The 26,615-nt window shown below is 70.2% G+C and carries 23 protein-coding genes and 1 tRNA gene; 5 read left to right on the forward strand and 19 right to left on the reverse strand.

Annotated features, from left to right (window positions below):
- Positions 1–270: 270 nt before the first annotated feature.
- From V3W47_RS18420 to V3W47_RS18460, 9 genes are all read right to left on the reverse strand, one after another.
- Positions 271–1,707, reverse strand: a complete 1,437-nt coding sequence (locus V3W47_RS18420; protein ID WP_331826699.1) for an META domain-containing protein — start codon at positions 1,705–1,707, stop codon at positions 271–273.
- A gap of 68 nt (positions 1,708–1,775) precedes the next feature.
- Positions 1,776–3,473 carry a VanW family protein gene (locus V3W47_RS18425; protein ID WP_331826700.1) on the reverse strand — a complete coding sequence of 566 codons (1,698 nt, stop codon included), beginning with the start codon at positions 3,471–3,473 and terminating at the stop codon, positions 1,776–1,778.
- A gap of 93 nt (positions 3,474–3,566) precedes the next feature.
- Positions 3,567–3,989, reverse strand: a complete 423-nt coding sequence (locus tag V3W47_RS18430) for a DUF8617 domain-containing protein (protein ID WP_503623871.1) — start codon at positions 3,987–3,989, stop codon at positions 3,567–3,569.
- A gap of 28 nt (positions 3,990–4,017) precedes the next feature.
- The gene (locus V3W47_RS18435) at positions 4,018–5,121 is read right to left on the reverse strand and encodes a phosphohydrolase (RefSeq protein ID WP_442877248.1); all 1,104 of its coding nucleotides are present in this window, start codon (positions 5,119–5,121) and stop codon (positions 4,018–4,020) included.
- Positions 5,114–5,911 (reverse strand): enoyl-CoA hydratase/isomerase family protein, encoded by a 798-nt coding sequence (locus V3W47_RS18440; RefSeq protein WP_331826702.1) that lies wholly within the window; start codon positions 5,909–5,911, stop codon positions 5,114–5,116. Before V3W47_RS18440 ends, V3W47_RS18435 begins: the two co-directional genes overlap by 8 nt.
- A 129-nt stretch (positions 5,912–6,040) precedes the next feature.
- Complete coding sequence (locus V3W47_RS18445) at positions 6,041–6,757, reverse strand: phosphorylase family protein (protein WP_331826703.1); 717 nt, start codon at positions 6,755–6,757, stop codon at positions 6,041–6,043.
- A gap of 112 nt (positions 6,758–6,869) precedes the next feature.
- Positions 6,870–7,643, reverse strand: coding sequence for a TerC family protein (locus tag V3W47_RS18450; protein WP_331826704.1), 774 nt, complete (start codon positions 7,641–7,643; stop codon positions 6,870–6,872).
- Between the two features lie 358 nt (positions 7,644–8,001).
- On the reverse strand, positions 8,002–8,772 hold the full coding sequence (locus V3W47_RS18455) for a TerC family protein (RefSeq protein ID WP_331826720.1): 771 nt from the start codon (positions 8,770–8,772) through the stop codon (positions 8,002–8,004).
- A 246-nt stretch (positions 8,773–9,018) separates the two neighbouring features.
- The gene (locus V3W47_RS18460; protein ID WP_331826705.1) at positions 9,019–9,618 is read right to left on the reverse strand and encodes a TetR/AcrR family transcriptional regulator; all 600 of its coding nucleotides are present in this window, start codon (positions 9,616–9,618) and stop codon (positions 9,019–9,021) included.
- A 293-nt stretch (positions 9,619–9,911) separates the two neighbouring features.
- Here V3W47_RS18460 and V3W47_RS18465 point away from each other — a divergent pair, with 293 nt between their 5' ends.
- From V3W47_RS18465 to V3W47_RS18475, 3 genes are all read left to right on the forward strand, one after another.
- Positions 9,912–11,003, forward strand: coding sequence for a PP2C family protein-serine/threonine phosphatase (locus V3W47_RS18465; protein ID WP_331826706.1), 1,092 nt, complete (start codon positions 9,912–9,914; stop codon positions 11,001–11,003).
- A 109-nt stretch (positions 11,004–11,112) separates the two neighbouring features.
- A complete protein-coding gene (locus V3W47_RS18470) occupies positions 11,113–11,490 on the forward strand; it encodes a RidA family protein (protein WP_331826707.1) in 378 nt (125 codons plus the stop codon).
- Positions 11,491–12,049: 559 nt separating this feature from the next.
- A complete protein-coding gene (locus V3W47_RS18475; RefSeq protein WP_331826721.1) occupies positions 12,050–12,829 on the forward strand; it encodes a PSP1 domain-containing protein in 780 nt (259 codons plus the stop codon).
- Positions 12,830–12,877: 48 nt separating this feature from the next.
- Here the strand turns inward: V3W47_RS18475 and V3W47_RS18480 are convergent, their stop codons facing one another.
- The 3 genes from V3W47_RS18480 to V3W47_RS18490 form a co-directional block, all read right to left on the reverse strand.
- On the reverse strand, positions 12,878–13,612 hold the full coding sequence (locus V3W47_RS18480; RefSeq protein WP_331826708.1) for a segregation and condensation protein A: 735 nt from the start codon (positions 13,610–13,612) through the stop codon (positions 12,878–12,880).
- Positions 13,613–13,652: 40 nt separating this feature from the next.
- Positions 13,653–14,651: a tryptophan--tRNA ligase gene (trpS, locus tag V3W47_RS18485; RefSeq protein WP_331826709.1), complete on the reverse strand. Its 999-nt coding sequence runs from the start codon at positions 14,649–14,651 to the stop codon at positions 13,653–13,655.
- A 266-nt stretch (positions 14,652–14,917) separates the two neighbouring features.
- On the reverse strand, positions 14,918–16,903 hold the full coding sequence (locus V3W47_RS18490; RefSeq protein WP_331826710.1) for a peptidylprolyl isomerase: 1,986 nt from the start codon (positions 16,901–16,903) through the stop codon (positions 14,918–14,920).
- A gap of 40 nt (positions 16,904–16,943) precedes the next feature.
- Between V3W47_RS18490 and V3W47_RS18495 the strand changes: the two genes are divergently transcribed.
- Together V3W47_RS18495 and V3W47_RS18500 are read left to right on the forward strand one after the other, a co-directional pair.
- Positions 16,944–17,020: transfer RNA gene (locus V3W47_RS18495), tRNA-Arg, on the forward strand.
- Between the two features lie 341 nt (positions 17,021–17,361).
- On the forward strand, positions 17,362–18,405 hold the full coding sequence (locus V3W47_RS18500; RefSeq protein ID WP_331826711.1) for an SIS domain-containing protein: 1,044 nt from the start codon (positions 17,362–17,364) through the stop codon (positions 18,403–18,405).
- A gap of 403 nt (positions 18,406–18,808) precedes the next feature.
- Here the strand turns inward: V3W47_RS18500 and V3W47_RS18505 are convergent, their stop codons facing one another.
- The 7 genes from V3W47_RS18505 to V3W47_RS18535 form a co-directional block, all read right to left on the reverse strand.
- Positions 18,809–19,876 (reverse strand): GGDEF domain-containing protein, encoded by a 1,068-nt coding sequence (locus tag V3W47_RS18505; protein ID WP_331826712.1) that lies wholly within the window; start codon positions 19,874–19,876, stop codon positions 18,809–18,811.
- A gap of 104 nt (positions 19,877–19,980) precedes the next feature.
- Positions 19,981–20,121: a hypothetical protein gene (locus V3W47_RS18510; protein ID WP_331826713.1), complete on the reverse strand. Its 141-nt coding sequence runs from the start codon at positions 20,119–20,121 to the stop codon at positions 19,981–19,983.
- Between the two features lie 252 nt (positions 20,122–20,373).
- Positions 20,374–22,554 (reverse strand): DHH family phosphoesterase, encoded by a 2,181-nt coding sequence (locus V3W47_RS18515; RefSeq protein WP_331826714.1) that lies wholly within the window; start codon positions 22,552–22,554, stop codon positions 20,374–20,376.
- Positions 22,551–22,907, reverse strand: coding sequence for a lipopolysaccharide assembly protein LapA domain-containing protein (locus V3W47_RS18520; protein WP_331826715.1), 357 nt, complete (start codon positions 22,905–22,907; stop codon positions 22,551–22,553). Before V3W47_RS18520 ends, V3W47_RS18515 begins: the two co-directional genes overlap by 4 nt.
- A gap of 204 nt (positions 22,908–23,111) precedes the next feature.
- Positions 23,112–24,368 carry an S-layer homology domain-containing protein gene (locus tag V3W47_RS18525; RefSeq protein WP_331826716.1) on the reverse strand — a complete coding sequence of 419 codons (1,257 nt, stop codon included), beginning with the start codon at positions 24,366–24,368 and terminating at the stop codon, positions 23,112–23,114.
- A 417-nt stretch (positions 24,369–24,785) separates the two neighbouring features.
- Entirely contained in the window at positions 24,786–25,625 is an 840-nt protein-coding gene (locus V3W47_RS18530; protein WP_331826717.1) for an endonuclease III domain-containing protein, read from the reverse strand.
- Between the two features lie 235 nt (positions 25,626–25,860).
- The gene (locus V3W47_RS18535; protein WP_331826718.1) at positions 25,861–26,436 is read right to left on the reverse strand and encodes a hypothetical protein; all 576 of its coding nucleotides are present in this window, start codon (positions 26,434–26,436) and stop codon (positions 25,861–25,863) included.
- Positions 26,437–26,615: the final 179 nt, after the last annotated feature.

A 26,615-nucleotide genomic window follows, 5' to 3' on the forward strand; every position in this document is an offset into this window, starting at 1 on the left:
GCTGCGTCTGAGCGCGAAGGTGGCAGCGCACAACCTCCTGATTCAACTCAAGGCCCGTTGGGGTCGTCCGCTAGGTGCCCACCTTGATCTCGTCGCCCTTCCCTGACCCGTATTGCACATCAAGCGTCTTGAGGGGGAGAAGCTAAAAGAGCAAGCGCATAAGCCTCTGTTCTCCCTCTCCCCTGGTGGGAGAGGGCCGGGGTGAGGGGGTGAGGGGGCGACGTGACGACGCCTCCGCCCAACTTCCACAAGCACCCTCCACTCCACCCCTCACCGCCGCTCCACCACCTCCACCAGCACGTAGCGTTTGCTGCTGGCGTCGGCGGGAACGGGCGTGGGGCGGTCCTCCTCGCGCACGCGGATGAGCTGCCTCACGCCCGGCTGGAAGGTGAAGCCCTCGATCTGGCTGTAGAAGAGTTGCCAGTCGCCGCCCTCCCGCCGCACCCGCAGGCAGGACATGGGGCCGATGCCCGTGCAGGGCACAAGCTGGCCGTCCACCTCCCACGTCTGGATGCGGGCGCTGGCAATGGGCGTGCGGGTAAACACGAGCGTCGTGCCATTCGCGCTCAGGGTCAGGGCGCGGTCCGTCACGCTCAGGGTGGGGGCGGCGGCGAGGAGGGCGGGCAAGTCCATGACGCCGAACGTGGCTTGAGCGGTTGGAGCAGCACTCAGGCTCGTCTCGCTCGGCGTTTTGAGGCAAGGAATGGACATTTGAGTTGGAGGAGCCAACAGAGCGAGGCGGCCCCCTTCCACTCGGTACGTGCTGATGTAAACGTTACAGCCGTCAGTGACGCCGATACGTTCACCCTCCAACGTCAGCGTTACGAATCGTGCCGTCTGCGGAGCCGGGCGACCGTCCACGGTGGAGAGGGTGAAGGTGCCCTGTGCCGAGTCGGAGTCAGGAACGACGGCACCACTTCCCGCTCTTCCCCGCCCAAAGACGAGCGTTTGCCCCCCGGCATTCGTGAGCGTGAGGCTGTCACCCGCTACCCGCGTGGTGAGCGGCGTCCCCAGGAAGGTCAGGAAAGCCGACTCCTGCGCGTTCAGCTCCGGCGTGCAGAGGCGGCGGGTGGTGGCGAGCGGCCCGAAGGTCAGCGTTTCGCCCTCCGCGCGCAGCGTGCCCGTCAGGCGGTTGCAACCGCCCGTGCCGCTCACCCGCCCATTCGCCAGGGTGAGGGCAGGAGGCGTGCCGGGGATAATCTGCACCGCCGTTCCCCCCGTGAGGGTCCAGTCACCGTCCAAGTTCACGCTGGCCTCCGGTTGCGGGACGGTCGGGGTGACGGTGGAGGGCCGACCTCCGCCCCCCGCGAACACCAGGCGGTCACGCTCGCCCGCGAGGAGAGTCAGGGTCGTCCCACTGAACGTGTAGCGCGTCACGCCACGCAGCAGCCCGACGAAGCGTTCCTCCAATCCGTCCACCCGGTCGGGGCAGGCGCGGCGGGTGGTGGCGAGCCGTCCGAGGCGCAGCGTCTTTTCGCGCGCTGCATAGGGCGCACGGTACAGGTTGCAGGGCGTGATCCCGGATGCCAAGCGACCGTCCAGCCGCAGGGTCGGTGCCCGCACCAGCCGCCCCGGCGCGACGAGTCGGCCCCCGTCCGTGAGGCCCGTCAGCGTCCAGGTCGTGCCGGTCAGGGGGGCGGACTGGGCCGAGGCGGAGGCACCGAGCGCGAGGGTCAGAGCGACGGCGAGGGGCGTAAGGGGGCGCATGCCTCTGTTGTACCCGCCGGGCCTGACGAGGGGGTGAGCGGGGCTGACGCGGATGAGACGGGTCCGCGTCAGTTTCTCGGGCCGTACTCGTAGACCGCGCGCCACGGCTTGTAGACGGTCTTCACCGTGTCGCGGCGCACGCCCTGGGCATCCTTGATCGTGCGGGTGATGGAGAGCTTATACCCGTCCTGCGCCCAGTCCACCTGCCGCGACGCACCGGGACGCATGGACGAGTTCGCCACGTACTCGGCGGGCGGGTGCGGCGTGCGCGAGGAGATGACGGCGGGGCTGACGGTGACGGTGCGTCCCGGCAGTTTGCCCCACACCTGCACCTCCAGCGTGCTGCGGGCGTCGTCGTTCACGGCCATCAGGTAGAGGGGCGCGCCCGTGTCGTTCCTGAGCTTGAGGTCCACGCCGGGGTCGTACACGGCGGCCTCGAAGCCGACCTGCGGCTCGTAGTAGCGCACCCGGTAGGAGTGCCCGTGCCGCTCCACGACGGGCAATCCCGCCGCGTACAGGGCGCGGAACGCCGTGGTGGACACCTGACAGACGCCGCCGCCGAGGCCGTCCACCGTGCGCCCACCGCTGATGATCAGGCCACCGACAAAGCCGTTCCCCGGTGTGATGCGGCCCAGCGCGTCCAGGAAGGAGAAGTTCTCTCCGGCGGGCACCACCACCCCGCTGATCTTCGCGGCGGCGGCGGCGATGTTGGCCCGTCGCGCCCAGTCACTCCCGTAATAGGTGCTGCGGCCCGAGGCGATGAGTTCCATTTCCTTCGGGTCAGGCAGCTCCGCGAGGGTGAGGGTCGGTCGGCTGACCTTGCCGGGAAAGACCACCGCTCGGGCGGCGGGGTCGGCGATGGCCTTTCGGAGGGCGGCCAGTGCGGCTTTCCGGTCGACGACATAGCCCGCCGCCTCCGCGACGCCCACGAGGGAGTTCCCCCGCGCGGCATAACGGGCGTTCCGGGCGGGGCGGCCCATCTCCGCCGCGAACCGTTTCAGGACGGCACTCACCACAGGCTCGTCCAGGACGATGCCCTCCCCGCGCACCCAGTAGAGGTTGGCGACCTGGAGGGCCGTTAGCTCCGCCACCTCGTCGGTGCCTGCGAGCCGCACGGTCAGAGGCCGCATCAGGCGGTTGCCGCGCTCCACGTGGGCGCGCACGGTCTCGGCGGTGTAGCGGGCCTTCCACGTCGTCACGGGCAGGGTCAGCGTCGTCAGGGAGGGGTCGGCGGCGAGGGCGTTCGCGGCCTCCTCCACCCGCGCGCGGCGGCCCGGCGCGTCGGGGCGGAGGACATAGCGGAGAGTGGCCTTGTCGAAGACGGCGGTCGCGTCCCTCGGCGGGGTGTTCACGCTCTGGGTCAGGGTCGAAAGGGCTTTTTTCGCCTGCTCGGCGTCCACCCGCGCCGCAAGGGGAAAGTTCCGCTCCGAGGCCTGGCCGATGAACCCACGCACCCGCTCCACGAAGCCGCGTTCGGCGGTCGCCTTCAAAGCGGCGTCCACGCTCGCCCCCTTATCGGCCCGCCAACCAAGCATGTCGGCCCCGACGGTCCAGGTGCGCCCACCCGCCTCCACCGTGACTTGGGGCGGAGTGGTCTTCTCTGTGAGAGCTGCCAGCGCCTCCTCGCGGGTCAGGCCGCCGACCTCCACGCCCGCCACGCTCAGGCCGGGGGCGAGGTGCCCACGATCCCCCACGGCGACACCCAACGCGAGCGCCCCGCCCAGCACCACGGCGGACGACAAGCCGACGACCCAACTCCTCTTCACGCTCCCAGTGTAGGGCGGCGGGTGGGCCGGGGCAGCCGCATTTCCGTACAGGTTCGGAAGGGTGAAGGGCGGTCAGGGGAGGTCAGGGGCGGGTCAGAACTCCGGCACCGTCTCCTCCGGTTCGGGCACCGCGAACAGGTCCTGAACGGGTTCGTCCTCCGGTTGGAAGGCGATCAGCCGATTGGGAGTTCGCCAATCCTGCACCCACAAGCGTCCACACGCCTCACACCGCCAAATCTCAAGAACGTTTCCGGCTCCCATGCGCCAACTGGTCAGGATGTCGAAAACGACCTCCTCGTCCTTGAGGTTCAACTCAGCATACTTGTCGCTGAAAAACCGCTTCTGCCAGACGTGACCCTCGCCCCGCACGCGTGCGGCGATGGAGGAGGCGATGGTTCGAGGGATGAGATCGAAGACGAGGGCCGACTTCCGGTCGGGCAGAACGTGGCCGAGGGAAGGCAATCCTTCCGGTTCGTCATGGATGCGGTGTCCACACCGGCAGAAAAAGACGCTCAATGTCCCCCCTCCTCTGAGTCGAGGTCTCCTACCTCCGCTCGCTGCCCACCCCCAGATTCTCGCTGAGGGCGTTCTCCACCCGCTTCTGGGTGTCCTGCACCTCGGCCACCACGCGCTCGCCGCTCTCCAGGTCCATCACGAAATGGTCGCCGTCGAGCCGCACCCGGCTGAGAATCTGCGCCTCTCCCTGCGGACGGATGGAGGCGCGCAGTTCCACGTAGCGGCGCATGGGGGTGCGGATGACCTTCGGGGCCAGCACCTCCTCGACCTGAAAGATGCCACCGGAGTTGTTCATGGTGACGTTGATGAGAACGGGCATGTCCCGCCCCCGCTCGATGACGACCTGATCGACGGCGAGGGCGCTGATGGAGTGGATGTCCACGCTGCCGAGCGCGAAGGCCTTGCGGCCCCGGCCCTTCGTGATGTCGGTGCCGTCCGCGACCGCCGTGATGCCGCCCTCCAGCGTCAGCGGCGGTGGGTTGAGGTCGTGGCAGTTGATCGCGCCGAGGATGAAGGAGCGCACCTTCATGCGCTTGAAGGGGTCGGCGTACAGCGGCCCCATGATGCGGTCGAGGATGGGCAGGGCGAGCGCGACCCCGTGCCCCTCGTGCCCGACCCGGTGAATCTGGTTGCCGATGTCGTGGAGCATCGTGCCCAGGATGACGGCGAGGAACACGTCGTCGGGGTCGCCCACGCCGGATTCCATCAGGTCGGGTTTGACGCCCGCCTCCAGCAGCAGCTCGGTGATCGCCAGGCTCGCCGCGCCCGTGATGAACGAGTGGACGCGCCCGTGGTCGTTGTAGCCGAGCTTCCGCATGGTGATGTAGTTCGCCATGTCCCAGTGGGCCAGCGCCTCGGGGTCGCCGCGCAGGGCCTCGTAGGCGGCGAGGGCGCGGGGGTAGTCGGCGAGATCGGCGCGGATCGCCCGGTGCGCCTCCTCGATGAGCTTGGCGCGCGGGGTCGTGTACTCCACCACCCGGCCATTCGCGGGGGTGGGCAGGGCCGCCTCCGGGTGCCGTCCCTCCACGTCCTGCACGGTGCCGTCCTGCACGCTGAGAGTGAACTTCTGCTCCCCGGTCCCGGCGTCCTCGGTCTCGATGCGCCGCGTGGGTTCCCGCTCGCGCTCACTCACCCTGGAACTCCGCGCGGCGCTTGGCGAGGAAGGCGGCGGTGCCCTCGCGGAAATCCTTCGTGGCGACCGTCATCCCGAAGAGGTCGGCCTCCACCTCCAGCCCGGCCTCCAGCGTGGTGTCCATGCCCCGGCGCACGGCCTCCTTGATGAGCGACAGCGAGATGGGCGCGTTCCTGAGCATCAGCTCGGCCACCTCGCGCGCCTTCGTCAGCGGGTCGTCGGCCACGTAGTTCACGAGGCCCATGCTCAGGGCTTCCTCCGCCGAAACCTGCCGCGCGGTGAGCATCAGGTCGAGCGCCCGGCCCGGCCCGATCAGGCGCGCGAGGCGCTGGGTGCCGCCGAAGCCGGGGATCAGGCCGAGGGACGCTTCGGGCAGGCCGAGTTTCGCCCCCGGCGAGGCCACCCGCACATCACACGCGAGCGCGAGTTCCAGCCCGCCCCCGAGCGCAAAGCCGTTGATGGCCGCGATCACCGGGATGGGCAGGCTGGCGACCGAGTGCATCACGTCCTGCCCGGCCAGGGCGAGTTCGCGGCCCGCGTACACGCCGTCGAGCTGGTTCAGCTCCGCGATGTCCGCCCCCGCCACGAAGGCCCGGTCGCCGCCCCCGGTCAGGATGAGCGCGCCGACCTCCGGGTTCTCGATCACCGCCTCCAGCGCCTGCGACAGCTCGTTGAGGGTGTCGGCGTTCAGGGCGTTCAGGGCCTTCGGGCGCGTCACCGTCAGCACCGCGAGGGGGCCGTGCTGGTCGAGTTGCAGGTTGCGGAACTCCAGTTCGTCGAGCATCGTCATGGCCCAATCCTGCCACGGGGCGGCGCGGGAGAAAGGGACGGGCGGGGGGAAGCGGGGGGAGGTCTCCCCGATTGCGGGGGTCGCCAGTTGCCAGTCGCCAGTCGCCAGAGATGACGCCGCGCCTGATCTTCAGCGTTCGGCGAGGCTCACGATGGCGTCGAGCGCCACCCGGACCATCCGGTCCACGCCCCCGGCGAGCACGTCGTCGGGCACGAGCTGGGGGTCGCCGATGTCGTTGCTGCACGCGGTGAGGCACCCGGCGCGCAGGCCACGCAGCGCCGCGACGAGGAAGATCGCGCTCGCCTCCATCTCGAAGCCCAGCACGCCGCGCGAGGCCCACAAACGGGCGTGTTCGGGCGTGCTCGCGTAGAAGGCGTCCTCGGTCATCACGAGGCCGACGTGGTGGGGCACGTCCAGCGCGCGGGCGGCGTGGACGGCGGCCTCCACGACCTCGAAGCTCGCGGCGGGGGCGTAGGGAGCGCCGCCGAGGAATTGCCGGGTGGTGCCGTCGTTCGGCACGGCGGCGGTGGCGACCACAAGGTCGGCGGGCCGCACCGTGGGCGTCGCGCCCCCCAGCGTGCCCACCCGAATCAGCGTCCGCGCGCCCAGCCGCGCGAGTTCCTCCGCGACGATGGCGGCGCTGGGGCAGCCCATCCCGGTCGTCTGCACGCTGACGCGCACGCCCCGGTAGGTGCCCGTGAAGCCGAGGAGCTGGCGGTGCTCGGTGTACAGCGTCGCGTCTTCCAGATACGTCTCGGCGATGTGGCGGGCACGGTTGGGGTCGCCCGGCAGCAGGACGTACTCGGCCACGTCCCCCGGTTCGGCGCGCACATGAATCTGACTCATGTGGGGGAGTATAGGCAGCGGCAGGGGGAACCCTAACGAGATGGCTCCCCCTCCCCGGAAGGCGTCCCCGAGAGATTTTGCCGGGTCACTCACAGGAACGACGGCTCACCCCTCACCGCCTCCCCCGCTCGCCCGGCGTCACGCCCGCCTCCTCCAGCCGCTGCCGAATGACGGTGCGGGCGGCGCGCACGGTGTAGAGCATGACCACGCCCGAGAACAGCATGGCGAAGTAGATGAAGCCGCGCGGCACCTCCACCCCGAAGGCTTCCGCGACCAGGGTCGTGCCGATCAGGAGCAGGAAGGCGGCGGCGAGGAGCTTGAGGGGCGCGTGCTCGTCCATATAGCGCGAGATGGGGCCGCTCGCGGCGATCATGACGAGCATCGCCAGCACGACCGCCGTCACCATGACGGGCAGGTTGCCGCTGACGCCGACCGCCGTGATCACCGAGTCGAGGCTGAACACGAGGTCCAGCAGCGGAATCTGGAGAATCACGCTCGCTAGCGTGACAGTGGGCGCTCCGGGTTCCTCGCGGCCCAGCGGATTGTCGGCCATCCGCGACAGCTCCCGCACGCTCTTGACCATCAGGAACACGCCGCCGCCCAGCAGCACGAGGTCGCGCACGCTCAGGCCCTGCCCGAAGACGCTCAGGACCGGGGCCGTCAGCCGGGTGAGCCATGTCACGCTGGAGAGGAGCGCCACCCGCGTCACGACCGCGAGGACCAGCCCCAGCGTCCGGGCGAAGGCCTGCTGCCCACGCGGCAGCCGCCCGGCGAGCAGCGTGATGAACACGATGTTGTCGATGCCCAGCACGAGTTCGAGCAGCGTGAGGCTGAGCAGCCCCACCCACGCCTCCGTCGTGCCGAAGGCGGCGAAGAAACCTTCCATGCGGGGAGCCTACGCCGGGGGAGGTCTGGTTTCCGCGCCATTGTCTTAAAGCACAGCTTGGAAGCGTGAGGCCAGTCGCCAGTCGCCAGTCGCCAGTCGCCAGTCGCCAGTCGCCAGGGGAAGAGGAATGGCCTTCAAGCGTTCGACGAAGAACGGTGTCATGCTGAGCACAGTGAAGCATCCCCCAACGTGTGACAGAAGGCCCAACGCTCGCGCTCAGGGGGACAATTCTTCTTTCGTCAACTGCTCTGGAAGTCTTTTCCTGACGGCTGAGAGCTGACCGCTGACTGCTGACCGCTCTCCCAGGCGAAGGGGCCGAACCCCTCACAGGCCCGGCCCCCTGTCCTCCCAACTCTCCTCAGTTCGCGTCCGGGTGGCGGCCCGTCTCGTGGAGGGCGACGGGCTGGCCCTTGCGGGCGCGCAGGTTGAGCAGTTCGACCATGATGGCGAAGCCCATCGCAAAGTAGGTGTAGCCCTTCGGAATCTTGAAGCCGAAGCCGTCGGCGATGAGGTTCACGCCGATGAGGAGCAGGAAGGCGAGCGCGAGTACCTTGACGGTGGGATGCGCCTGCACGAAGTCGCCGATGGGCCGCGCGGCGAAGAGCATGATGGCGACCGTGACGACCACGGCACTCACCATCACGCCGATGTCGTCCGCCATGCCGACCGCCGTGATCACCGAGTCGAGGCTGAACACGATGTCGAGCACCATGATCTGCGCGATGATGCCCGCGAAGTTCACCGCGCCCTGCGTCGTCACGCTCGTCTCGTGGGCACCGGGACCCTCCAGTTGCTCGTGCATCTCCTTGACGGCCTTGTACAGCAGGAACAGCCCGCCGAAGATCAGGATGAGGTCGCGCCCGGAGAAGCCCACGCCGAAGAGGGAGAAGAGGTCGTTTTGCAGGCGGTAGATCCAGGTGATCGAGAACAGCAGGGCCAGCCGCATCAGCATGGCCGCCATCAGCCCGATGGTGCGCGCCCGCTGGCGCTGCTCGGGCGGGAGCTTGCCCGCCAGGATGCTGATGAAGATGACGTTATCGATGCCGAGGACGACTTCCAGCAGCAGCAGGGTGCCGAAGGCCAGCCACGCCTCGGGCTGCGTGATCCAGCCGAACAGGGATTCCATCAGGGGGGTCTCCAAAGAGAGGGGCGAGCGCAACGCAGACGGGGCGCTCGGGCGAGGGGACGAAGTGGGCACCACCGGGAAGACCCGGACGCACGGCTCGGGGCACGTTCCCGTCCACTCTCCGGGAGAAGTTGTGCACCGTTCCTAAGTGCCGGGTGAAGGACCTTTACCCTCGGGTGTTCCTGCCTGGGGGAGCAGCGTGGGGAAAAGATCGAGTCCACTCCCCACGGACCCCTTCCCGCCGACAAGTCACCCCCTCGCCACCGCCCCGTCGAGGTACACGCTCAGGAGTGCCCGCGCCGTGCCGTGCGGGTCGGCGGGCGGCGCTCCCGTCACGAGCGGATAGAGCAGCGCGAGGAGCGCCCGCGTCAGCACGGCGGGGGGCAGATCGGCGCGCAGTTCGCCCCGGCCCGCCGCCCCCTCGATCAGCCGGGTCAGGCCGCCCATCCACACCCGGCGGTACTCACCCTCGAAGGCGGCGCGGCGCTCTGGCGAGACGTGGCGCAACTCGCCTGCCAGTTGCAGTCCCACCCGCTGCTCGGGCGCACTCGCCAGCAGGTCGCCCACCAGAACTTCCAGTTGCGAGCGGATGCCGACTTGCCCCTCCGCGTGCGCCACCAGCCGACTCAGGCCCGACAGCGTGCCGTTGAGCATCGCCAGGAAGAGGGCCTCCTTGTCGGCGTAGTGGTGGTACAGGGCGGGCTTGGTCACGCCGACCGCCGCCGCCACCTCGCGCATCGAGACCCCGTGGTAGCCGCTCGCCACGAACAGCCGCGCCGCCTCGGTGAGGATGCGGGCGCGGGTCGTGTCGGGAACGGGCGGGGCGGTCGGGAGCGGGGGCACGGTCACGGGCGCATGATAGCCCGGCCCAGGGCGAACGTCCCGGTTCACCCACCCGTCGGCCCCCACCGGACCCTCGCTCAGTGGGGGAAACAACCTCCTTCCCACGCTGGTAAGCTCGCGGGAGAGCCGGGGCAGGGAAGCGGCGGTTGCTCGTCGTCACTGACAGCAGGAGTGCCAGAGCATGCGGGGGTGGGGAGGGTGTCCTCAACCCCCTCGCCGACACAATGAGGTGAACAGGGGCGGGCTTTGACGTGCGTTTATTCAAGAAATTTGAATGAACGTCCCCTTATATTGGTCACATGCGCGCCGCAGCGACGCCCCCGCTGTCCTCCGGCCTGTTCACGGACGTGGGGCGGCAACGGGACGTGAATCAGGACGCCGCCCTGGCCCTCGACCTGCCGGGCGGTGGCCTGTTCGCGGTCGCCGACGGCATGGGCGGGCACGCGGCGGGCGAACTCGCGGCGAATCTGGCGCTCGACACGCTGGGGCAGCGGTATCTCTCCGGGCGCGGGCGCACCCAGCCCCCCGAGCGGCTGGCGGAGGCGGTGCAGGCGGCGAACCTCGCGGTCGTGCGGCACGCGGTCGGCGAATACGTGGGCATGGGCACGACCCTGCTCGCGGTTCTGATCGACGGGGGGGCGGCCCTCGTCGCGCACGTGGGCGACTCGCGCGCCTACCTGCTGCGGGGCGGCGAACTCCACCGCCTGACCGACGACCACTCATGGGTGGCCGAGCAACTGCGGCTGGGGCACCTCACCGAGGAGGAGGCGCGCGACCACCAGTGGCGGAGCGTGGTGAGCAACGCGCTGGGCGGCGAGGAGCGGGTGCGGCTCGAACTGTTCGGCCTGCCCCTGCGCGCGGGGGACCGCCTGCTGCTGTGCAGCGACGGCCTGAACGGCGTCCTGACCGACCCCCAGCTTCTCGCCCTGCTCGTCCGGCCCGGTGCCCCCGACCACGTGGCCCGCCTGCTCGTGGACGCCGCGAACGACGCGGGCGGCCCGGACAACATCACCGCCGTGGTCGTGGACGTGGCCCGCCCCGGACGCCTGCCCCGCTACACGCTGCCTGGGCGCCAGCCCGACGGCCCCACCTACGTGGACCTGCTCCTCAGCGTCCGCCGGGGCAGCAGCCCGCTGACGTACCTGCTGCTGACGCTGGCGTACTTCACCCTCCTCGGCGTGATGCTCATTCCCGAGCGCCGCCTCCTCATCGGGCTGGTCGGTGCCCTGCTGCTGGGGGGCGTGGTGGTCTTCCAGCGGGTGCGGCGGACCCGCCGGGGAGGGGCGGTTCCCCCCCGCGCCGCGTCCGTCACCCGCATGCTGTCCCCCGCGCTCGCCCGGCCCCCGCGCCCGCCACGCGGCGACCGGACGCCCGGCACCGGCTCCCGGTAGAGCAGTTCTCCGAGTTCCACCGTCCTGCCCGATTAAATACACTCGCTCCCCTCGGACAAGGGGAGGCCGGGAAGAGCCGCCTCTTTTGCCGGATGTTCTAGAGTGGGGCATGAAAGACATCGTGGAGACCACGGGCGCGCCCGCCGCCATCGGCCCGTACAGCCAGGCCGCCCGCTTCGGCACCCTCGTCGTCACCAGCGGCCAGATTCCCCTGCGGCCCGACGGCACCCTCGTCGAGGGCAACATCGAGGCCCAGACCCGTCAGGTCATCGAGAACCTCGTCGCCGTCCTCGCCGCCGCCGGGACCGACCTCGCCCACGTCGTCAAGACCACCGTCTTCCTCGCCGACATGAACGAGTTTGCCGCGATGAACGCCGTGTACGCCGAATATTTCGAGGCCCCCTATCCCGCCCGCAGCACGGTGCAGGTCGCCCGGCTGCCGCGTGACGTGAGGGTGGAGATCGAGGTGCTGGCGGAAGTGGGGTGAGGGGTCGGGAGGTCGAGAAGTCGGGGGTCGAGCGGTCGAGCGGTCGAGGAGTCGAGAAGTCGGGGGTCGCCAGTCGCCAGGAAAGGACTGGGGCGGTGGAGAGTGGACGGCCACGGCGGGTTATTGGTCTATCTTCCGAGGACGACCAGTCCGTTCACCCCTTCTAACCTCCTTGCAGGGGACGTTTGGTATGAACTGCGAATCGGACAGTGGGAGCGTTTTCGTCATTTGGTAGAGGGACGAGCGGTGCTCGTCACCCCTCTCCCCGACCCTCTCCCGCAAGGGGAGAGGGAGAGAAAAACACGTTTGGCACGCTCATTCTTCTGTTACACATCGAGCGTTCAAGGGGGAGGCGCTAAAGACACAGCTCCTCGTGTCCTGTGCTCTGGAGTAGGCCACACGTCGGCGGGAAGACGGCTGCCCCGTGAAGTTCTGGCGACTGTCCCCTGGCGACTCCCCTTTGTGCCGCCGCTCTCGACGCCCCCCCTCCGGACGTGACATCCTGGGGGGCGTGGTTGTCCTTCCCGTCCGCTTCGAGCGCAGTCCCCGGCTTCACGCGATGCTTAGTGCCGAGGCCCATTCGGTCGGCACGCGCGTCGTCGTGCAGGGCAAGCGCGGCCCGGAGGTCGCCACCGTGCGCGGCGCGGCCTCGGCCCCCGACGAACAGGCCCGCTACGGCGCGGTGCTGCGCGCGGCCACACCGGAGGACCTCGCCCGCTGGGAGGACCTGTACCGTCAGGGCGAGGACCTGAAATGGCTGCTGCGTGCCCGCGCCCGTGAGCGCCGATTGCCCGTCAAGCTCGTGGCCGTGGAGTTCACCCTCGACGAGAGCCTCGTCACGGTGAGCTATAGCGCCGAGGACCGCATCGAACTCGGCGGCTTGATCGCCGACCTGCGCGCCCACACCCGCGCCCGCGTGAACTTCGCGGCGGTCGGCCCGCGCGAGCAGGCGCAGATGATCGGCACCCTCGGCGCGTGCGGGCGCGAGAACTGCTCCAGCAACCACCTTCAGGAGTTCGCGCCCGTCAGCATTCGCATGGCGCGCGACCAGCAACTGCCCCTCAACCCTGAAAAACTCTCCGGTCCCTGCGGACGGCTGCTGTGCTGCCTGCAATACGAGCACACCCAGTACCTCGAACTCCTGCGCGACCTGCCCCGCAAGAACGCCCGCGTCTGCCACGAGGGGAGCGGCGCGTGCGGCAAAGTCACCAAGCTCCACCCCCTCGCCGGGACGGTGGACGTGCATACCGACCAGGGAATGCTCCTCGGCGTGCCCGCTGCGGAGTTGACCCGCGCGCCCGAAACGTCCCCACAGAAGGGCAAGAACGCGGAGGCGTAAGCGGGAAAGCAAAAGAAGCCCTTCCTCCTCGGGAGGGTTTTTTCGCCTTCAGCCCTCCGCCACCTGCGACGTGACCTCGATCTCCCCGTAGCTCTCCGCCTGCGTCACACTGAAGCTGCCCTCCTTCACGCCCTCCAGCAGCGCGGCGAAATACGTTGTGCGCTCGCCCCAGTCCTGCGCCGGAACGCCCCGGAAGGAGAAGGTCCGCAGCCGACTCCCGAAGGCGCGCAGAGCACCCAGCGCGTCCGCCAGCGTCAGCCGCTCGCGGGCGAGGAGCGGCACCTCGACCTCCCGCACGGCATTCTGCGCGGCCCGCACGAGTTTGGCGAGGCTGCCCTGCGTATTGCGCTTGCGTTCCCGGCGGGGCAGGTCCAACGGCACGGCCCGCGCGGGAATCAGCCCCTCCCGCTCCCGTCGCCGGGCGGCGAGGAAGTTCACCAGCGCCCCCAGCTCCGCCAGCGCCTCCACGCCCTCGATCACGTCGTCCAGCGGATCGTCCGCCTCGTCAGACTCAAACGCCTCTTCTGGCTGCGGCAGGAGGAGACGGGCCTTGAGCGCGATCACGTTCGCCAGCGTGGGCAGAATCTCCGGGTGCGCCTCCGCGAAAGCCGGGCCGATCCACGCCAGCACCTCCCGCGTGAGGGTGAGCAAGGCCACCTCCCCCGGCGTCACCCGCCCCGCCCGGAGCGCCGCCGCGAGGTCGGTCAAGGACCCCTCGAAGCCCGGCAGCCGGGCGACGAAGCCTGCTGGAACGGGGGTGGGAGGGGCGGCAAGAACGGTCAAACGCTCCTCCCACCCCCCACAGCCCACACCCCACAACCACTCAAAGTCTGAGGAACCCCACCCGCTCCCGCGCCTCCTCCATCACGGGCACGGCGATTGCTCGGGCCTCGCGCGCCCCGGTCGCCAGCGCGTCGCGCACCCGGTCGGGGTCGGCGCGCAGCCCCTCGGCCCGCTCCTGAATGGGCGTCAGCTCGCGCGTGATGCCCGTCATCAGCATCTTCTTGCAGTCCACGCAGCCGATCCCGGCGGTGCGGCAGCCCTGGTACACCGTCTCGATGGTCGGCAGGTCGGAAAAGAGCTTGTGGTAGTCGCCGACGAGGCACTTGTCGGGGTCGCCGGGGTCGGTGCGCCGAACGCGGGCGGGGTCCGTGGGCGCGACCCGGAGCTTCTGCCAGATGGAGTCGAGCGGCTCCAGAATCCCCAGCGTACTCGTCTCGCCCTTGCTCTTGCTCATCTTGCCCTGGCCGTCCACGCCGGGAATCCGCAGGGCGTCCTTCGCCAGCACCGCCTTCGGCTCGGGGAAGGTCTCGCCGAACGCGTGGTTGAACTTGCGGGCGATCTCGCGCGTCAGCTCGATGTGCTGGACCTGATCCTCGCCCACGGGCACGGTGTCCGCCTTGTACAGCAGGATGTCGGCGGCCTGAAGGACCGGATACATCAGCAGGCCCGCCGGAACGCTCTCCAGTTGCCCCGCCTTGTCCTTGTACTGGGTCATGCGCTCCAGCTCGCCGACCGGGGTGATGAGCGTAAAGAGCCAGCCGAGTTCGGTGTGCTCGGGCACGTGTGACTGCGCGAAGAAGATCACTTTGGAGGGGTCCAGCCCGGCGGCCATGTTCGCCACGGCCATCTCGAAGGTGCGCCCGGCAAGGAGCTTCGGGTCGTAGGCCCCCGGATTGGTCGGCGCGTGCAGGTCCACGACGCAGTAGATCGAGTTCTTGCCGTACTCCTCGCCCAGGCGCACGTAGTTCTTCATGGCCCCGAAGTAGTTCCCGATGTGGGGATCGCCCGTGGGCTGGATTCCTGAGAAGACGCGCGGCATACGCGGGCGATTCTAGCGGGCGAGGGGGGGAGCCGTCCTGCGCCATGTGACGGAGGTGGTGGGAAGTCCTACGGCGTCGTTCTGGTGGAGGAGCGGTGAACCTCACGTCGAGGCCAATGTCTTGCTCCTCCCTCCTCGTGGGGGAGGCTGGGAGGGGGGGGAATCTGACGACCGGGCCGCGCCCCTCACCCGTCAACCTACACGGACACCGAGCAAACAAGAGCGGCCCCCCATTCCTGGGAGGCCGCCCCCTGAACCGCCGAAGCTTACCGTTCGGTCGTACCGCTGTTGCTGCTGTTCGTGCTGCCCGACTCCGACGTGCCGCTCCCCGTCGCGGGAGTTTCGGTCGCCGGGGTCCCACCCGCGCTTCTAGTCCCGGTGCCGCTGCCCTGGGCGGGGGTAGTGCCCGTCCCCTCGCTGCCCGCCGCCGGAGTGGCCGGAGTCTGCGTCGCTGGAGTCTTGGGCGTCTGCGCCGCGACCCGCTTCTCCTGCGCGGCGAGCACCTTCTGAAGGTTGTTCACGGGCTTGAGCGTGGCGATCTGCGCGGCGAGGTATGCCTGCCCGGCCTCCTGACGCTTCTGGGCGAGGACCTGCTCACGAATCTGGTCGCGCACCTCCGCGAGGGGCTTGACGGTCGCGCGCTGGAGGTCGCTCACGGCGGCGACCACAAACCGCTCGCCGACCTGCACCACGCCCGTGAGGCTGGTGTCGCCGACGGCCCGCAGGTTCTGGGCGGTGAAGATGGCGGCGCTCAGCTCCTCGCCGAGCGTCTCCGCGCCCGCCGTGACCTGGCCGCGCTCGCTGACCGTGCCCCCACCACGGGCGGCGGCGGTGACGAGGCTGCCCTGGCCGCTCCAGCCCTGGGCGAACGCCTGGGCTTTGGCGCGGTCGGCGAAGCTCACCTCGGTGAGGGTGGCGCTGCCGGGCGTCTCGAACTGGGCGCGGTTCTCGGTGTAGTACGCCTGGAGGTCGGTGTCCGTCACCCGCACGTCGCGGGCACCGTAGGCCGCGAGCGCCGCCGCCACCTCCTGCCGGGTGCCCGCCAGCGCGAGCTTGCGGTCCTGGGCGATCTTCTGCGCGCCGAAGCCCTGAATCAGCCCCTCGACGACCTGCGGCTTGAGGATGCCGTTCACGAGCTGCCCGGCCTGGTCCGCCGGGACCTGCCCCAGCAGCCCGGCGAACTGCTGGTTGTTCACGACCTGCGCCACCACGTCCGCGTAGGGGATGTTCTGCCCGGCCACCTGCGCCACCGCCGGATTCTCGGTCTTCCAGTTGGGGTCCACGGCCTCGATCTTCACGTCGCGCTCAAGGTCGCTGGCCCACCGCTCCACGACCGCGTTCTTCTTCTGCTCGTTCACGGCGGTCACGGCGTCGGCCTTCGCGTCCTCGAACGGCTTGGTGGCGGGCGCGAGGAAGCGCTCCACCTTCACGATGTAGAACTTGCCGCCGCTCTGCACCACGTCGGTGATGCCGCCGCTCGTCAGGGCGAAGGCCGCCGCGCCCACCTCGGCGGGCAGGGCCACCTGCGCGACCGGGCGGGGGCTGCCGTTCTCGACCGGGCCGAGCGCGCCGCCCCGATCCTTGAACTCGGTGCTGTTCGCGCTGGCGAGCTGGGCGAAGTCCGCCCCACCGCGCGCCTGGGCGAGCAGAGCCTTCGCCTTCGCCTCGTCGGCCACCACGATCTGACGGCCCACGACGCGCGCCTCGGTGCGGAAGGCCTGCGGGTTGAGGTCGTAGTACAGCCGCGCTTCCGCGTCGGTGGCGGGGGCGGCGGTCTTCTGAAGCTCCTCGACCTTGCGCTGCACGGCGAGCTGGTCGCGCACCTGTGCCCGGTAGGCGGCGTCGGTGAGACCCACGCCCTGAAGCGCGTCCGTCCAGGCCCCATTGTCGGTGAGGTTGTTCGCCTCGCGCACCTGATCGACCTGCTTGTTCACGTCCGCGCGGCTCACGTCGATGTCCGCCGCCGCCTGCTTGTAGAGCTGCTGCCGGACGGCCTGCGACACGATGAAGGTCTTGAAGTCGTCGGCCAGCACGCCCGTCTCCGCGCTGGCGAGGACCGGGTTGCTCTGCCGGATGGCCTCCAGCTCCTCCACGGTGATGGTCTGGCCGTTCACCGTGAGGGCGGGGGTGCCCGTCTGGCGGTTGCCGCCGAAGAGCGAGCCGACGTTGGGCGTGAACTGGTAGGCCATGCCGACCACCAGCATGAGTGCGAGAACGCCCAGCAGGACGTTCACGACCTTTTTGTTCTTCACTTGATCTCCTCTTGGACGCGTGCTAAGTTACCTGAGCTTTGCGCCCGTAGCTCAGTTGGATAGAGCGTTGGCCTCCGGAGCCAAAGGCCACAGGTTCGAGTCCTGTCGGGCGCGCCACCCCCACCGAGAACGCCACCCCTGCGGGTGGTGTTTTCGTTGTATCCCCAGCCGGTTAAGCGGGCGGGTGAACGCGGCAGGCTCCGAAAACGCACGCGGGCGATTCTAGCACGGTCCCTCCACAGCGCATGAAGTGGGAAATGGCGTGCTGGCGGCGGTTTTTCTATTGTGATCTCATGCCTTCGGGGCCTGGCTCTTTGGGGGAGAAGAAAAGCAGAGGCCTCCTTTCTTTCGCTTTCCTCGTGGGGGACTCGCAGAGCCGTGACGCAGAGAGCCGGGGGAGGGGGCCACGTGACGACCCCACCGCCCACCGCCCCACCCCCGCCCTGTACCCTGGCGGCATGGACACCCTCACCCTTCTGGAACGTTTGCCCGGCAGCTACGGCGGCCCGATCCAACCCGAACCCGGCCCGCACGCGCTGATCGGGGTCGGGGAGGGCACGCTCGCCGCGCATCTGGCGGCCACGCTCGTGCCGGGGACGCTCGCGCGGGGCGGCACCCAGTTCGTCCTCTCAAGCGCGGACGCGGGGGACACGGCGCGCGACTACGCCGCCCTCGCCGAGGTCGCGGGCGCGGCGGTGCGGCGGGTGAGTACGGGCGGGGCACCGGGGGACGTGGACGTGCTCGTGCCCGGCGGCCTGAGCACGACCTACCACGCGGCCCAGTTCGTCGCCCACGCGAGCGGGCATGCGGACCAGGCGGCGGATGCCGAACGCCTCCTTGCGGAGCTGCGGGACCGCTGCGCCCCAGCCGTCACGGAGGGCAACCCCGCCCGCGACCTCGCCTGGAGCCTGTGGGGCCGCACGCCCCTGCTGCTCGCCGCGCCCGACGCCGACGCCCTGCCGCACGCCTGGCAGACCCTCCTCGCACGGGTGGGCAAGACGCTCGCCGTGCCCGTCCTCGGCGATTCCCTGCCCCTCGTCACGGGGGCCTTCGAAGCCCGCCACGAGGGGGGGGACGCGAAGGTGGCCGTCCTCCTGGGCGACCCCGACCCCGCGATGGGCATCGCCCGCGAGGTGCTGGAGAGCCGGGTGGACGAGGTGCGGCACGTTCCCTACCCGCCCGGCGTGAATCCCGAACATCCCGGCGGGTACGCGGCGCAACTCGCCCTGTGGTACTTCGGCGCGTGGGTGGCCGCCTACCTCGCCGAACGCTACGGCACCACGGCGGCGGACTCCCCCGTCCTCGCCCGCGCCCAGACGGCCCTTGCCGGAGAGAGCGACCCGGAGGCCCTGGGGCTTTCCGCTCCCCGCGAGGGCGACGACCTGCGCCGCACTGATTTTGTCCGGAACGGGCGGGACGACTCGGAGGACGAGGCAGACGACGGGGTAGAGGAGGACTACGACGAGGATATGGACGAGGACGAGGAGAACGGCGGGCGCTGATCCTGTGTTCCCGGAGGGCTTGAGAACCTGACTTCCAACGCTGTTCAGGGCTTAGGACGCTGTATTCCTCGGCGTATCGGCTTGGAACACCTCCGGGCACGGTCACACTGGATGTTCAAATTCATCGGTCAGAACGGGCGAGAACTGAACTCCAACGTCAAGGGCAGTGTTTAGGGTTTTGCCGTCTGGTACGATTAAATCAAGCCGTTAACAGGGTTTCCAAAGAAGCGTGTCCAGGTCAGGTTCGTGGGGCGGAGGGAGCGGGGAACGGTGCAACAGACCTCCCGCGAACGTGGATGCGGAAGGTCGAAGGCTAAGGGGGCGTGCCCACGGCCTTCTGCCTTCGACTCCCTTCGCCGGACATCCGGAGAGCCACTCACCCGAGGATATAGGACTGCCTTCCTCACGCCACGGCGAGCGCCTCGATCTCCGTGCGGTTGCGGCCCGCCCGTTTGGCGGCGTAGAGCAGGGCGTCGGCGCGCTCCAGGGCGGTGGCCGCCGGGGTGATCGCCGCCACGCCCAGCGAGGCCGTCACCTCCAGGTCGGGGTGGCCCGCACGGGCACCCACCTCCCGCGTGATGTGGCGGAGCACGCTCCCGGCCAGGACCTCGGCCTGCCCCGCCGTCACCCCGCGCAGGAGCGCCACGAACTCCTCGCCGCCGAGGCGGTAGACGCGCCCGTGCCGACCCAGGACCTGACCCAGCATGGCGGCGGTGGCCTCCAGCACCCGGTCGCCCGCGTCGTGGCCGCGCGTGTCGTTGACCGCCTTGAAGTGGTCGAGGTCGAGCAGCAGCAGGTGGGTGGCGTCGCCGGGGGCGGCGAGGGCCTCGTCGAGGGCGCGGCGGTTGCCTACCCCGGTGAGCTTGTCGGTGTAGGCGAGGTCACGCAGCAGGTCTGCCCGCTCCAGCGCCCGCAACTGCGTCAGGGTGATGGCCTGCGCGGCGAGCATCCCGAGGGCCTGCGCCGCCGTCATCAGCAGGGTCACGCCCCCCGACAGCACGGCGTCACCCGTCCCCAGGAACGCGCCCACCGCCAGCGGGAGGTTGCTGCCCCCGAAGATGGCGAAGGGTGCCCACCACACCACGCCAGAGTTGTTGGTCTCCCGGCGCACCCCGCGCGTCGTCAGCGCGCACAGGCCCACCACCAGCGCGAGGGTGAGCGCATGGACCCCAGCGTGTCCGCCCCCCCGCCACGCCTCGTACGCGATCAGCGGCAGCGCGACCGTCACCCCGGCGGGCAGGCCGCCGCCCACGGTAGCGAGGGCCACGGGTACGGCCCGCAGGTCCAGCGTCGCCCCGCCCGTCAGCGGCACCGCGTTGGCGATCAGGACGAAGCTGCTCGCCACCGTGAGCAGCACCCGCAGGGCGATCTGGCTCCACAGCCACGCATGCCGCAACGACCGCAGTGTCCAGCCCACGAGCAGGGTCGTGGTACACAGCACGCAGAAGTTGACGAACAGGTCGTTGGGCATGGGAGTCGGGGCCGAGCCTGCTCAGGGTACGGGTCGGGTCGTCACCCGCTCCTGACATGAAGGGCACCCCCCGGCTGCACCCCCCGGCTGGAGGTCGGGTGTCCTCACGGGTCACGCCGCGCCTGCCAGGCGAGGTCGCAGGCCGCCGCGCCCACTCCCCGGAGCGAGGCCGCCGAGTCGAGGGCCGCCAGGTATCCCTCACGCAACTGCCCCGCGTGCCGGGCCTCCGCCGGAAGCAGGGACAACGCCTCGGCCACCTCCCGCCGGGTTTGACAGCGCAGGTTGAAGAGGGAGAAGACTCGCGCGGGGGTACCCTACCGGGAGGCCAGGGAGGTGAGAATGACAACTCTCTTGCTATGACTCCCAGAACTGAGTCGTAGATCACAGAGGGGCGGGGGACGCCCGCTCATTGGTCCCGCACGAACGGGCGTGGCTCCTCCGATCAGCGTTCTCGGCGCGCCGCGTGAAAGGGACCCTCCACGGTCAACACGCCCCCGCTAATCGTCCGCCACGGCCAGCACCTCCGCCTCGGCTCTGGCACCCTCGACCCTGGCACCGTTCAGCCCCAGCAGGGCGCGAACGGCGGCGTCCCACCCCCCGTCGTCGAGGACGCGGTACAGGTGCGCCCACTGCCAGCGGCGGTAGGCGTCGGCGGCGGCCTCCAGCCCGGCCTCGTCGGCGTGGGCCTCCGCGAGGGGATTGGGCGGGGGCGGGGCGAGGTGGTGACGCGTCAGCGCCCCCTCCAGCTCGGCGAGCGTCTTCGGGCCGAGGGCGAAGGCGACCCGTCCCCCCGTGAGCCAGCGGCGCAGGTCGGCCTCGGGAGGCAGGGCGTACAGGATAAGTTCACCGCCGGGATGCGGGGCACCGGGGGCCACGGGGGTCAGGCCGGGCACCTGATCGCGCAGGTACGCGGCGACGGGACCCTCGGCGTACACGGCGGCCCCCGCGCGCAGGTGGCTCATCGCCTCCCTCGGGTCGAGGCGGGGGGTGGGGTCGGCGTCACTCTCACCCCCGACCAGCCCTACTCCCGCCAGCCCCACTCCCGCCAGCCCCAGCCGCCCCGGTGCCCGCAGTGCCTCCCCCTTGAGTTCCAGCCGCGTCTGCCCGCGCCACACGCTCGTGACGAGGTGGGCGGCGAGGTCGCGCTCGCCGGGGGTCGCGTCACGCTCGCCGTGCTTGATGCCCCGCAGCGGCCCGACCTGAAATTGCAGGCTGTCGCCGCGCTTGCCGACGAGGCGGGTGCCGGAGAGGGCCTCGCGCACGTGCCACAGCGGGGGCGTGTGCCCGGTCCCGTACGGCTCGAAGGCGGCGGCCTCGGCCACGAGGTCCGGCGTGGCCCCCAGGCTCGGCAGCGGCGCGTCGAGGCGGTACTCGGGCACGGGCGTCGGGAACTGCCGCGCGTACTCGTGCAGCCGCCCCCTCAGCGCGGGGATGTTCGCCGGGTCGAGCGCGAAGCCCGCCGCCGCCGGGTGCCCGCCGTACCGCTTCAAGAGGTCCTCGCTGTAGCGCAGGCCGCCCACCGCGCTGATGCCGGGCGTGGAGCGCACCGACCCCTTGCCCTGCGCGACGACGTACACGGGCTTGTGAAAGGTCTCCAGCAGCTTGCTCGCCACGATCCCCATGACGCCCGCGTGCCAGTCCTCCTTCGTGACGAGGATGGCGGGGGCCTCCGGGTCGGCGAGGGTCAGCGCCTCCTCGAACATGCGGTCCTGAAGCGCCCGGCGGTCCCCGTTGCGCGACTCCAGGTAGGTGGCGAGCGTCCGCGCCTCGTGGTCACTTCCGGTCGTCAGCAGCGCCAGCGCGAGGTCGGCCTCCCCCAGCCGCCCCGCCGCGTTCACAAGGGGCGCGAGGAGAAAGGCCACGTCCCGCGCGCTGGGCCGCGTCACGTCCTTCGCCCGCAGGAGTGCTCGTACGCCCGGCAACTTCGACTCCGCCAGCGCCGGAAGCCCCGCCCGCACCAGCGCCCGGTTCTCGCCGACGAGGGGGGCCACGTCGGCGATGGTGCCGAGCGTCGCCAGCCCGGCCAGCTCGCGCGGCTCGTCCAGCCCGAGGTCCGAGCGCACCGCCCACAGCAGGTGGTACGCCACGCCCGCGCCCGTCAGGTTGTGCAGCGCGGGGTCGTACCCGGCGGTCAGGCTGGGGTGGACGACGAGGCAGGCCGGGAAGTTCGGGCCGGGCGCGTGGTGGTCGGTGACGATGACCTCCACGCCGAGCGCGAGGAGCGAGCGCACCTCCTCCAGATTAGTCACGCCGCAGTCCACCGTCACGAGGAGGTCGCAGGCGGCGGCGTGTTCCTCCACCCGGCTGGGGTGGACGCCGTAGCCCTCGTTCAGTCGGTGGGGGATGAAGCCATGAACCTCCGCCCCCAGCTCGCGCAGCCCCAGCACGAGGACGGCGGTGGCGCTCACCCCGTCGGCGTCGTAGTCGCCGTGGATGCGGATGCGCTTCCCCGCCCGCACCGTCGCCACGATCCGCCGCGCCGCCTCGTGCAGCGCCGGGTTGGGCGTGAGGGCCAGCGGCGGGTCGAGGTGAGCGGGCGTGAGGCCCCGCCCGTGGAGCACCTGCGCGAGCGGCGGCGACACGCGCCACGCGCGCATGGACTCCAGCAACTCCTCGCGGCTCGCCGGGGGGGAGAGCAGCCAGCGGGCCTGCGGGGGGGCGGGGACACGGCGGGTCATGCGCTCCTCGCCGGGGCCTGCGGGACCTGGACCTCGGTGGGAGCCGCACCCGGTAAGGTGCCCAGCCGCGCCTGAAGGGTGGAGGTCAGCCGCTCTTCCAGCGCCGCCCGTTCCCGCCGCGCCCGCCGCCCGCGCCGCCCGGCCCGCCACAGGGGGGGCAGGAGCAGCAGCAGCGCGTAGGCCCCGCCCAGCGCGGTAAAACCGCCCACCGCCACCCCGGCGGGCACGCTGAGTTCGCCCCGGCCCAGCGGCAGCGGCAGGCGCACGGGGGCCGGGTTCTCCAGCGCGACGAGCAGCAGGTACGCCGCCAGCGCGAGGAGAAGCAGCACCTGTACGAAGGGCACGAGTCGCATAGGAGGTCAGTCTAGCGCCGGGAGGAGGAGAAGGCGGCCAGTTTTCAACTGCCAGCGGGATGGGGACGGAGATCAGGTTGGCCTCCTGTCACGAGGCGGGGGATGTTTCGCTACGCTCAGCATGACGGCGTTCCCGTGTCCAGTGCCCCAAAAGCCAAAAGAAAGAAGGCCCCCCGCAGGGAGCCTCCTCCGATCTGATCCGGTTTAGAAGAAGAACTTCAGGCCGGCCTTGACGGTGTTGCCGAAGCCACGGTCCGTCGTGCCAGCGGTGTTCTGGACGGCACCGACGCCCTTGTTGCTCAGGTAGTAGCGAGCGTCCGCCTCGGCGAAGGCCGCGATGGAATCGGTGATCTGGAAGTCCAGGCCGATCAGGGCGCTGAGGTAGGTGTCCGTCGCGTTGGTGGTCGCGGTGCGGCTGGTGCTGCTCGTCAGACCCAGGCCCAGGCCCGCGTAAGGCTGGAGGCTGCTGCCCGTGTTGAGGTGGTACATGGCGTTCACGTCCGCCGAGATGGCGTTCGCGCCGGGGCGGTAGTCGGCGGCCACACGCGCGCCCACCGGCCCGATCACCTGGGTGCTACCGATCATGCCGCCGAAGCTCGCGCAGTATTCCACCGCGCGCCCGCTGCTCGCGTTCGGGAGGTAGCACTGGCCCAGCGTGCCCGCGTTGACGATGCCCGCGCTCACACCCGCGTACAGGTTGCCGCGCGCCGCGTCGGTCTCGACGGGGGCCGCGTCGCCGATTACCACGGTCGAGGGTTCCGGGGTGGTCGTGGTGGTGTCGGTGGTCGTCGTGGCGGTCGTGGTGTCGGTGGTCGTGGTGGCGGTGCCCGCCGGACCCGCCGGACCCGCCGGGCCAGCCGGACCCTGCGGCCCCGCCGGGATGTTGCGGACGGCGGCCTCCAGCGCGTCGATGCGGGCCGTCAGCGCGGCGGTGTCGGTGCCCGCGCCCGCCGTGCCCGTCCCGGTGCCCAGCGCGTTGATGCGCTCCTCCAGCGCCGTGATGCGGGCCTGCTGCTCGGTGCTCAGGCGCTCGAGGTCGGTCACGCGGGTCGTCAGGGCCGCCAGCTCGGTGCTGACCTCCTGCATGCCGCGCGTGATCGTCGCCAGGTCGCCCTGGCTGAGGTTGCCGCTGCTCAGGGTGCCGCTTTGCAGCAGGCGGTAGAAGATCAGGGCCGCCTGGTAGCGCGTCAGGCTCTCGTTGCCCCGGAAGGTGCCGTCCGGGAAGCCCTGGATCAGCCCGCGCTGCACGATCACGTCCACGGCGTCCTTCGCCCAGTGTCCGGCGGGCACGTCGCTGAACGTCGTCACCTGCGTGGGGGCGGCGGTCGTCGTGCTCGTCGTGGCCGGGGTCGTTTGCGCGGGGGTGGCGGTCGTCGCGGGGGTGGTCGGGGTGGTCGTCTGCGCGCTGGCGACGCCGACGCTGAGGGCCAGGGTAGAGGCAATGATCAGGGACTTGTGCATGAATACTCCTTTACGTTTCGCACGGCACGGCCCCAGCCGCCCCGGTGCATGGCCTCACCGTAGGCAGCCCGCGTGAGTGCCCTGTGAAGTGAGCTGACGGAATCTTGGCCGGGGGGTCATCTTCGGTGGGAGGGCAGAGCACAGACACCATTGCCTTAGCCCCAGATGAAGAATGCAAAGGTTCCATGAGCCTCAGTAGAAGCCATTTCAACGCAGCATCCATCCCCTAGATGAGAAAGCTGTCGCAGTCTTTAGCTTCAGGCTTCATGAATTGAAGCTCATCGTCCCCGGCAGCCCCAGGCGGAGATGCTGTCACTCCATCAGTTCAGGGAGCCGGCTGCTGTCACCTCGGATATTCGCCCCACGCCACATCGGTGACAGGGACTGAGGGGCTGCCCCCGTCCTGTCCCGTCCTCCTTAGCCGCTCCGGGGACCCCGTTGAGTTCTGCTTCCTGATCCTCTCCCCTCTCCGCCCCCCAGAAAGATCGGGGCCGACGGGCACAGGTCGCGCAGCACGCAGCCCTCGCAGCGGGGGCTGCCCGCCCTGCACGTCTGGCGACCGTGGCGGATGGTGGCGACGTGGAAGGTATAGCGGGCGGTCCAGTCACGCGGCAGCACCTCGTCGAACCAGCGTTCCACCTTCACGGCGCTCCAGCGGGCGGGCGTGAGGTCCAGCCGCCCCGCGATGCGGTCGATATGCGTGTCCACGGGCATCGCGGGCCGGGCGAGGTCGAAGAGCAGCACGCAACTCGCGGTCTTGGGGCCGACGCCGGGCAGCGATTCGAGGAGGGTGCGGGCGTCCGCGTCACTGAGGTCGCGTGTCTCGCGCAGGCTGAGCGCGCCGCGTGTTTCCTCCAGGCGGTGCAGCACGTTCCAGATGTAGTCGGCCTTGACTCGCGCCAGGCCCCCGCCCGCCGCACGCAACACCGCCTCGATCCCGTCCGGCCCGTCCGCCAGCGCCGCCTCCCAGGTCGGATAGGCGTGCTTGAGGGCCGCGAACTGCCGTCGGGTGATCACGCCGACGTTCTGCTGGCTCAAAATTGTTTCTATCAAGCCGTCCAAAGGCTCGGCGCTCAAGCGGGGTTTGGGAGGCGTGGGCAGGTACGTCTCCGCGAGCCGCCGCGCGATCTCGGGGAGGTGGTCGGGTGGCGGCACCTCCTGGCTGGGGGTGGGGCGGGGGGCGCGGACCTTCGCGGCGGGAACGGTCGCGCTCAGCGTGAGGGAGGACTCCGGGGCGGGGGTGGGAACGCGGGGCACGGGTCAGGCTAGCCGGGCGGAAGCGGGGGGACTGTGCCGCTTGTCGGGGCGTGCGGACCTCCACACAGCCTCCCGCACAAACGCTCGAGGTGAACTGCGGTTCGCGGAAGGGAAACGTTTTTAGCGTCTCGCAAGAGGCCGAGCGTGGCTCGTCACCCCTCTCCCCGGCCCTCCGCTTTGCAGCTTTGCAAGTCTCCCGCAAGGGGAGAGGGAGAACTATTCTCACACTTGCTCCCTACCGCTGGGCGCGAAACTTCGTCACGTTCCCGGCGGCGTCGCGCACCTCCAGGTCGGCGTAGATGCCGGTCGTCTCGGCGTAGAAGTCCACGCGGCGGCCCGGCGTGATGTTGAGACGGTTGCCGTCCACGAGAATCTGGGCCACGCGGTTGTCGTCGGTCGCCACGCCCGTCACGCGGACGATGTTGCGCTCACGCTCGAAGCGGGTGACGCTGATGATCGGCCCCGCGCCGTCCACGTTGACGGGCAGGACGAGGGTGCTCTCGTTGCCCGCCTCGTCGCGCGCCCTCAGCGTGTACTCGCCGCGCGAACCCGTCACCTGGGTCTTGAACTCGAAATAGCCGATCTTGCGGCTCCCCGCCGTCAGGGGAACGTTGCGCCCGCTCACGGTGAGGCTGTCCACGCCCTGATCGTCCAGCACATAGCCCTTGACCACGAAGTTGCGCGCCGGACTGACCCCGCCGCCCTCGGGCCGGGTGATGACGATGCGCGGCTGGAAGGTGTCCGCCGTGCGGTTGCACGCCCCCAGCGCCGGGGCGACGAGCAGGAGAAGCGGCAGAGCGGCGCGGCGCATGGGGGGAGTATAGCTGGGGAGCCGTCAGCTCTCAGCCGTCAGCTCTCAGCCAAACCAAAAGCGAACGCTCCGGCATTCGCCTCTTTCGGCTGAGGGCTGAGGGCTGACCGCTGAAAGCTTTCTCTCCCCACATCCCCGCCCCCGGTGCTTTAATGCCCCCCGTGACCGCCCCCCCCCGC

This window comes from Deinococcus sp. YIM 134068 (assembly GCF_036543075.1).
In the GTDB taxonomy this organism is placed as follows: domain Bacteria; phylum Deinococcota; class Deinococci; order Deinococcales; family Deinococcaceae; genus Deinococcus; species Deinococcus lichenicola.

Bases quoted from the DNA above. Each gene is read 5' to 3' on its own strand.
- V3W47_RS18470 (WP_331826707.1), top strand. From the start codon at position 11,113: ATGAAAGACATCGTGGAGACCACGGGCGCGCCCGCCGCCATCGGCCCG.
- V3W47_RS18440 (WP_331826702.1), bottom strand. From the start codon at position 5,911: ATGACGATGCTCGACGAACTGGAGTTCCGCAACCTGCAACTCGACCAG.
- V3W47_RS18450 (WP_331826704.1), bottom strand. From the start codon at position 7,643: ATGGAAGGTTTCTTCGCCGCCTTCGGCACGACGGAGGCGTGGGTGGGG.
- V3W47_RS18420 (WP_331826699.1), bottom strand. From the start codon at position 1,707: ATGCGCCCCCTTACGCCCCTCGCCGTCGCTCTGACCCTCGCGCTCGGT.
- V3W47_RS18445 (WP_331826703.1), bottom strand. From the start codon at position 6,757: ATGAGTCAGATTCATGTGCGCGCCGAACCGGGGGACGTGGCCGAGTAC.
- V3W47_RS18515 (WP_331826714.1), bottom strand. From the start codon at position 22,554: ATGACCCGCCGTGTCCCCGCCCCCCCGCAGGCCCGCTGGCTGCTCTCC.
- V3W47_RS18500 (WP_331826711.1), top strand. From the start codon at position 17,362: ATGGACACCCTCACCCTTCTGGAACGTTTGCCCGGCAGCTACGGCGGC.
- V3W47_RS18505 (WP_331826712.1), bottom strand. From the start codon at position 19,876: ATGCCCAACGACCTGTTCGTCAACTTCTGCGTGCTGTGTACCACGACC.
- V3W47_RS18535 (WP_331826718.1), bottom strand. From the start codon at position 26,436: ATGCGCCGCGCCGCTCTGCCGCTTCTCCTGCTCGTCGCCCCGGCGCTG.
- V3W47_RS18475 (WP_331826721.1), top strand. From the start codon at position 12,050: ATGCTTAGTGCCGAGGCCCATTCGGTCGGCACGCGCGTCGTCGTGCAG.
- V3W47_RS18465 (WP_331826706.1), top strand. From the start codon at position 9,912: ATGCGCGCCGCAGCGACGCCCCCGCTGTCCTCCGGCCTGTTCACGGAC.
- trpS (WP_331826709.1), bottom strand. From the start codon at position 14,651: ATGCCGCGCGTCTTCTCAGGAATCCAGCCCACGGGCGATCCCCACATC.
- V3W47_RS18525 (WP_331826716.1), bottom strand. From the start codon at position 24,368: ATGCACAAGTCCCTGATCATTGCCTCTACCCTGGCCCTCAGCGTCGGC.
- V3W47_RS18520 (WP_331826715.1), bottom strand. From the start codon at position 22,907: ATGCGACTCGTGCCCTTCGTACAGGTGCTGCTTCTCCTCGCGCTGGCG.